Origin of the sequence: Streptomyces huiliensis (genome assembly GCF_020037025.1) — a bacterium.
GTDB lineage: Bacteria > Actinomycetota > Actinomycetes > Streptomycetales > Streptomycetaceae > Streptomyces > Streptomyces huiliensis.
This window is the reverse complement of sequence record NZ_JAIQLH010000323.1, coordinates 1-7,492: the sequence shown is the minus strand read 5'-3', so window position 1 is coordinate 7,492 and position 7,492 is coordinate 1. Positions and strand designations below refer to the sequence as shown.

Sequence of the window (7,492 nt, the reverse complement as noted above, 5' to 3'; positions counted from 1 at the left end):
GCGGGGTGTGTGGCGGGTGGGGGGTGCGGTGGTGGGGCCGGTGGCGTTCGGGTGCCGGTTGTGTACGGCGCGGCGTACCGGGGCTGCGGTGCGGGTGGTGCGGTACGCGCAGCGGTGGGAGCGGGTGTGCATCCGGCACGGGCGGTGGGCTCTGGACGCGGACGCCGATCAGAAGCTGGAGCACCTGGATCTGCGTGGGATCCCGGAGATGGCTGCGGCGCAGCGGCGGTGGTGCGGGGTGGCCCGGCGTGCGGCACGGGCGGGAGCTGATGCGGGTGAGGTGTTCGCGTTGGCGTATGCGGTGGTGGCCCGGTGGTGGGAGGGGGCGTACGGGTGGGAGCGGGAGGAGATCTGGCCGCGCCGCCTGCACCAGGTCGCGGGCGGCAACGCGGGGAGTGATCTGGAGTGGTGGCGGGTGGTGGGGCGGGATGCGGTGATCTTCCCAGAGGTGGTGGCGGTCGCGGATGCACTGCTGGATCCCGTCATGGCGCAGCGAGTGTGGGCGGACAGCGGCGGGGAGCGTCCGCGGCCGTTGCCTGCGGACGGGGAGTTCTGCCGCCGGCTCGGGGAGCGGGTGGGGCGTCCATGGCTGGGGCCGCTGGTGGCGGTCGACCACGGGGGCCCGCTGCTTGCGTGGATGGGGACCGTGATCCGCCGGCGCCGCCACTCCGGAGGGCGGCCCGGGCCGTTCGCGCGGTTCGACGAGAACCTGTGGTGGGTGCGCCAGGAACACCAGCCGTCGACCATGGCCGCCGGGTTGCGTGCTGTGTCCAAGGAGAGGAAGACGCCCGGTTCCGGCACGAACTGGCGCGCTGTGGTGTCCGCGGAACAGCGGTTCCTGATCGAAAACCTGCTGGGTGACGCGGAGGAGCAGTTGCTGCAGCTGCGTGGCGCGCAGAGCGGTACCACCGCGGATGCGGCGCAGTACCTGCTGCAGGGCCTTGGCCGGGGTCTTGAACTGCTCGACCAGGCGCTGCTGCGGGTCATGGTGGCGGCGGTGAGTGCCGGGGTGGGGATGGAGGAGGTGGCCCGGTGGGCCCGGATGTCCGTGGATGAGGCAGCGGAGGTCCTCGGGTCGTACAGGGACGGGGAAGGCCGGTAGCCGGACAGGGCGGGTGTTGCTGGTGGAGGGTGCGGGGCGCGGTGTGTGCAGGTCTCGCTGTCGTGGGGCAGGGGGCTTTATCGCATCGCGTGGTGGCGTGGGGCCAGAACACGGGAAGCGCCCCCGGCACGGTGGGAATGCGGTTTGGCTGGGGCGGGTGATCGGCGAGAGTGCGGCAGCCGGGGCCGGTGGCGGGCCCGGGCGGGCGGAGGTGGACGTCGCGGCGGGGTTCGAGGCAGTGTTCCTTGATCCGGTGGGGCGGGTGGTGCAGCAGCGGTGGGCGGACGCGGCTGTCGCGGTGGCTTTCGAGGAGCTGGATCCGGTGTCGGCGTTCCCGGTCGTACCGGGGCGCAGGTGGGGTCCGGGTCTGTGGTGGTCGGCGACCTGTGGGCGGCATGTGGCTTCGGGGTCGAACGCGATGCGAGTCCAGCTGATGGTCCTTGACCGTGATCCGCGAGTGGTCGGCATGGCGGGGCGGCCGGTGCGGCTGCTGTGGCGCGATGGCGGGGGGCGGGTGCGTTCGTGGGTGCCGCAGCTTTTCGCCCGGTACGCGGACGGCACCGGCCTGCTGGCCGACTGCCCCAGTCACACCGAGGCCGGTGGTGAACGGGCCATGAAGGCCGCGGCGGCGGTGGCGGAAGCGTGTGCGCGGGTGGGGTTCGTCTACCGGCGGCTTGAGCGGCTGGACGAGGTGGTCGAGGCCAACGTGAAGTGGCTGGCCGGCTACCGGCATCCCCGCAACCAGGGCCGTAAGGGGCTAGCGGCGGTGCGGGAGGCGTTCGCACAGCCGCGGCCGCTGATGGAGGGCGTCGAAGCGGCCGGCGACCCGATCGAGGTCCTCCCCGTTGTATTCCATGCCCTGTGGGCCGGGCAGCTGACGGCGCCGCTGGATGTTCCGCTGCACGAACACGTCCTGGTCCACGCTGCCGGGAGCGGAGCAGAATCCGCCGCCGGGCGGAAAGAGGGCGCTGGCCGTAGTGGTGCCGAAGACGGCGGTGCGGGCGAGGGTGCCAGCGAAGCGCAGGCCCCGGAGGCCGACGGTGATGGCGTGGGTCCTGGTGGCGGCGCAGGCCGTGGCAGTACCAGCAGCGGCCGGGGCGGGGAGGCAGGGTGAGCAGCGTGCGGCGGGGCGGGCGGCCGGTGGTGGCCCTCGGAGCGCACGTCCGATTTCGTGGGGTGCGGTGGCAGGTCGTCGCGCTGGCCGGGCAGCGCTTCCATCTGGCCGGCGAGGACGGAGCGGATGAGGTGGTGCTGGCCGGGCACCTGTTCGCCGACGCCGGCTTCGCGGTACTGGGTGCGGAAGCGGAGCAGCCTCAGGCGGTGCCGCAGTGGGGGCTGTTCGAGACCGCTCCTGCCGCGGCGCGGGAGAAGGCTCTGGCCTGGCAGCGGCACATCCGGGAGGTGGAGTGTGGCCTGCCCGGTGGGGTGGGCAGCGGCGGGACGGTGCGCCCGGAGTACGACCCGGACCGGTGGACCCTGGCCCAGCGGGAGCAGGCCAAAGCGCAGGAGCTGACGGCTCTGGGCTTTGGGCGGGTGTCGAGGACGACGGTGCAGCGCATGCGGCTGGCCTACCGCAAGCAGGGACTGTGGGGGCTGGTCGACCACCGCACCACCCGCAGCCCTAACGGAGGCGGACGGCAGGACGAGCGGGTCGTCGCCGCGGTCAAGGACGTACTGCGCGGGCGGCGGGGGCGCTCCAAGGGCACCGTCAAAGCGCTGATGCCGCTGGTCGCGCAGCTCCTCAAAGACCGGCACGGGGATACGGTGCCCCTGCCTGCGCAGGCCACCTTCTACCGGCTCGTCCACCAGCTCGCCCACCCCGCCGACCATCCCGCGCACCGGGTCCGCAATCCGCCGATCACGGAAGACGGGCGTAAGTTCACCCCGACCGTGGCGCTGCGGCCCGGGGAGCAGGTCCAGATCGACACCACCCGCCTCGACGTCCTCGCGCTCTTCGAGGACGGCAGCCTGGGTCGGCCCGAACTCACCATCGCCGTCGACGTCGCCACCCGGGCGATCCTCGCGGCCGTGCTGTGCCCGGGCGGGACGCAGGCCGTGGACGCGGCTTTGCTGCTGGCGGAGATGGCCGTCCCGCATCCGGCGAGGCCGTCGTGGCCCGACGCCCTGCGCTTCGCCCACAGCACGGTGCTGCCCCGGGAGCGGCTGCTGCCGCTGGACGAGCGCCTCGAAGGCGCGGCCGCGCGGCCGGTGGCCGTGCCGGAGACGATCGTGGTGGACCGGGGGAAGGTGTACCTGTCGAGGGCGTTCACGGGGGCGTGTGAAGCCCTCGGGATCAGTGTGCAGGCCGCCCCGCCCTTCGCGCCGACGGCCAAGAGCATCGTGGAGCGGACCTTCGGGTCGATCAACACCCTGTTCTGCCAGCACCTGCCCGGCTACACCGGCTCCGACGTCACCCGCCGCGGCAGGGATGTCGCGCGCGACGCGTGTTACAGCGTCGCCCAGCTCCAGGACCTCCTCGATGAATGGCTCGTGCACTGGCACCACCGCCCCCACGAAGGCCTGCGCCACCCCGTGCTCCCGAAGATCGCGCTGACCCCGAACCAGATGTGGGCCGCCCTGGTCGCGGTCGCCGGGTACGTGCCGGTACCGCTGAGCGGGAGCGACTACCTGGAGCTGCTGCCGGTGCGGTGGCAGGCCATCACCGAACGCGGGATCCGCCTGCACCACCGCACCTACGACCACGACCTGCTCGGCCTGCACCGGGGGCAGAGCTCCGAAGTGGCGGCCCGCGGCGGGAAATGGGAAGTCCACACCAACCCCCACGACGTCCGCCAGATCTGGGTCCGCCTGCCCGGGCTCGGCCTGGCAGAGATCCCGTGGATCCACCGCGACCACGCCCACCAGCCGTTCAACGACCGCACCTGGCAGTACCTGAAGACCATCACCACGCACGAGGCGGACCACGACGTGTACGAGGCCCGCCTCGCCGAGGCCCTCGATGAGCTCATGCGCCGCGCACGTGCCGGATCCGCCACCCGCACCGAGCAGCACCTCCTCGCCCGCGCCGCAACCGTCCGCACTCCCCCACCACCACATCCCAAGCCCGATACGCAGGCGCAGGAACCAAGCGTGCCGGCCACGGAGACGGGACAGGACAGCCTCGACGACCTCGACCAAGACACCGAAGGCCCTGCCGAGGGCGAAGCACCAGACGGCCCGGCCGCTCCTGTGACCGGGTACGGGCTCTACGACGCCCAGACGGAGGCCCTCAAGTGGTAGACCACCACGGCCCCGGCACGCCCCGCGCCGTCACGAAGACAGGCACGGGTGCGGGCGGGCAGAGCATGCGGGGGACGGGCGGGACAGCCGGCGAGGGCCCGGCCGGCGCAGTGTGGCCGGTGACCACCTGGCAAGGCTGGCAGCACTTCGCCACCACCCCTCCCCCGGCCCCGCCCGCACCCGGCGAAGGGGAACGCAGCGAGGAGGAACGCCTCGCCTACCACTCCGCGTTCGTCACCGTCCGCACCCCGGTGATCGACACCCTCACCACCAGTGTGCGCACGCTGATGATCCTGGGACGGCACCAGCAGACCACCGCCCGCCCCTCGCTGATCGTCACCGGCCCCGCAGCGGCCGGGAAGACCACCGCGCTCCTGCATGTCGGGCGCGCCTGCCACCTCGCCCACACCAGGGGCCATCCCCAACCGGCCCGGTCCGCGCGTGCCCAGGTCCCGGTCGCCTACGTGCTGGTCCCGCCCGGCGCGAGCGCGAAAGCCCTCGCCACCGAGTTCGCCCGCTACCTCGGCATCCCCCTCACCACCCGCATGACACAAGCGGCGATCACCGACGCCGTCTGCCACACCTACAACCAGGCCGGCGTGCGCCTCATCCTCATCGACGAGATCCACCGGCTCAACCCCCGCACCACCACCGGTGCCGAAACAGCCGACCTGCTCAAAGACCTCACCGAACGCATCCGGGCGACCTTCGTGTACGCGGGCATCGACGTCACCAGCACCGCCCTGTTCAGCGGGGTCCGCGGGGCACAACTCGCCGCACGCGCCAGCCTGGTGGAATGCGGGGCATTCCCCGCACGATCCGGGAAACATGAACCCTTCCGCGAGCTGATCACGGGAGTGGAAGCCGCACTCGACCTGAGAGCGCACCGGCCCGGGACCCTCCCCCGCCACGCCTCATACCTCCACCAGCGCACCGCGGGCCGCATCGGGAGCCTGACCCGCCTCATCCGCCAAGCAGCGATCACCAGCATCCTCGACGGCACCGAACGCATCACCAAGACGTCACTGGATGCTGTGCGCCTGGACCATCTCGCCGAACAACACCACCGCCCCACCACCCCGGCCCGGAACCGCCCCCGCACCACACCACGCTGACCAGGCACAACACCCCTTGACCAGCATGAACACGAACAGCGCCATTAGACGCAGAAGGTAAGTGCAACAGCCCGAGCTTCTCTCAACGAACCCGCAACACCCACAGGCCAGCCCACCCAACACCCCGGCAAAGACCACCCCCACCGGTTCTCACCCGATCTGCAACATCCCAGCACACACCACCCACAACACCTCAACTCACACCCCCACCAGTGTTACCCCACCGCCGCCTCGCGACTGCGTAAGACGCCGCAATCGAACCCGTCCGCCCCGTGGAACGACGGCAGCGGCACCACCGCGGCGGTCTCGGAGGAGCCGAAGAACCTCTCCCGCTCCTCCGCGGGTTCAACCAGCCCAATGTGGAGCGCCTTGACACCGTTGCGGCGGGCGGACGGGTCGCGCGGCTCCAGCAACCGAGCCAGGTAGTCGGCGAGCGCCCGGTGCCGCGGCACTCGAGACCTGTGTGAAGACGCGCCCCAACCTTGCTTTCACTCACCTACGTGGATCTTCTCCGCGCAGCGGCGCAGCTCGGCAGAATGGGCCTAGGGCCTGTCCGAGGGGTCGAGTGACCATACAGATAGAGGATCGTTTCGGGAGGCGTGGGGCGGGGTGACTTGTCGGACGAGGAATGGGCGAGGCTGGAGCCGCACTTGCCGAAGAACGCGGGTCGGGGTGGCCGCTGGAAAGATCACCGCGTGGTGATCAACGGCATCCTGTTCCGGCCGGACTGGGATTCCCTGGCGGGACCTCCCGCTCCGTTTTGGAGCGTGGAAGACGATTCATGACCGTCATCGGCGCTGGTCGGCTGACGGTACATGGGAAAAGATCTTCCGTGCTCTCCAGGCCAGGGCCGATACGGAAGGCCGCATTGACTGGAGCCTTGTCAGCGTGGACTCGACCGTGTGCCGTGCCCACCAGCATGCCGCAGGAGCCCGTAAGTGTGCCCCGAACGTTCCAGGGCGCCGCCGTCAGCCGGTCCGGCACCGGCTTGACGAGGCGCTGGGACGTTCACGCGGAGGGTTCACGACCAAGATTCACCTAGCCAGTGAGGGTGGCCGACGGCCTCTCGCCTTCGTACTTACGCCAGGTCAATGGGGCGATGCCCCACAGATGATCCCGGTCCTGGACCTCATCCGTGTTCCTCGCCTGGGCGGCGGCCACCCGAGGACCCGCCCCGACCGTCTCTGCGCGGACCGGGCGTACAGCTCGCGCCGAAATCGCCGGTACCTGCGGCGTCGGCAGATCAAGCACACCATTCCGGAGCCGGCCAACCAGCAGGCCAACCGCCAGCGCCGCGGTAGCGCGGGTGGCCGGCCCACCGGCTTTGCTGACACGATCTACAAGCGCCGCAACGAAGTCGAGCGGACAATCAGTGCCTTGAAGGGACTTCGGGCTGTAGCCACGCGCTTTGACAAGCGAGCGTACGTCTTTCATGGCACCGTAACCGTCGCTGCCGTGCGCCTATGGCTCCGCTCATGACGTCATGCCGCACGGACAGCTTCTGGCAAGGATCAGGACTGCTGTGCGGGCTCGACCTTGTACGTCGCCAGGACGTTTCCGGACGCGTCGACAACGGGAATGAGATGAGGGATTTCGGTCCCCTCGACCTTGAGGACCGGCACGCCGTCCGCTATGCCCAGAGCAAGAGCATTCTGCCCTTCGCCCAGGTCGGCAGGGGCTTCGGCAGGCGCGCTCTCGGCGGAGATGACCATTGGGGTGCTGGGGGACACGTTATAGACAGGGGCGTTGCCAACGTTGTGATAGCGAACGTTCGCGTTCAGGTAAGCGGCTTGGCCGGTGTTGATTCCGAGCTGGGCGTCCCAGTCATCAGCGGACACAACTCTCCCTCCTCTGGTCGGCACGGTACCGACCTGCTGGTGATCATGACAGGGGCGAGCTCCAGAGCGGCTACTGGGGGGTGATTCCAGCCCAGAGATGGCTGAGAGTAGAACCGGAAGCCAAGGTCGCGAGCTGGCACATCGGCTGTCCACCCAGCACGGACCCACCGGACAAGCCCTAAAGGCTGTCCCGTAAA

General features: G+C 70.4%; 6 protein-coding genes. 5 read left to right on the top strand and 1 reads right to left on the bottom strand.

Annotation, left to right across the window (positions count from 1 at the left end):
• From JNW98_RS32365 to JNW98_RS32345, 5 genes are all read left to right on the top strand, one after another.
• On the top strand, positions 1–1,102 hold a 1,102-nt coding region (locus JNW98_RS32365), incomplete at its 5' end, for a DNA-binding protein (protein ID WP_223771875.1).
• Positions 1,103–1,313: 211 nt separating this feature from the next.
• Positions 1,314–2,216, top strand: coding sequence for a TnsA-like heteromeric transposase endonuclease subunit (locus JNW98_RS32360; RefSeq protein WP_223771874.1), 903 nt, complete (start codon positions 1,314–1,316; stop codon positions 2,214–2,216).
• A complete protein-coding gene (locus JNW98_RS32355) occupies positions 2,213–4,342 on the top strand; it encodes a TnsB C-terminal domain-containing protein (RefSeq protein WP_223771873.1) in 2,130 nt (709 codons plus the stop codon). The genes JNW98_RS32360 and JNW98_RS32355 overlap by 4 nt, the downstream gene beginning before the upstream one ends.
• A 119-nt stretch (positions 4,343–4,461) precedes the next feature.
• Positions 4,462–5,457 (top strand): TniB family NTP-binding protein, encoded by a 996-nt coding sequence (locus JNW98_RS32350; protein ID WP_223771872.1) that lies wholly within the window; start codon positions 4,462–4,464, stop codon positions 5,455–5,457.
• 599 nt (positions 5,458–6,056) lie between these two features.
• A protein-coding gene (locus JNW98_RS32345) for an IS5 family transposase (protein WP_223771871.1) occupies positions 6,057–6,936 on the top strand; the annotation gives its coding sequence in 2 pieces (ribosomal slippage) (positions 6,057–6,181 and positions 6,180–6,936; 882 coding nt in all).
• Positions 6,937–6,968: 32 nt separating this feature from the next.
• On the opposite strand, the gene JNW98_RS36755 is transcribed toward JNW98_RS32345, so the two are convergent.
• Positions 6,969–7,295, bottom strand: a complete 327-nt coding sequence (locus tag JNW98_RS36755) for a hypothetical protein (protein WP_308015694.1) — start codon at positions 7,293–7,295, stop codon at positions 6,969–6,971.
• Between the last annotated feature and the right edge of the window lie 197 nt (positions 7,296–7,492).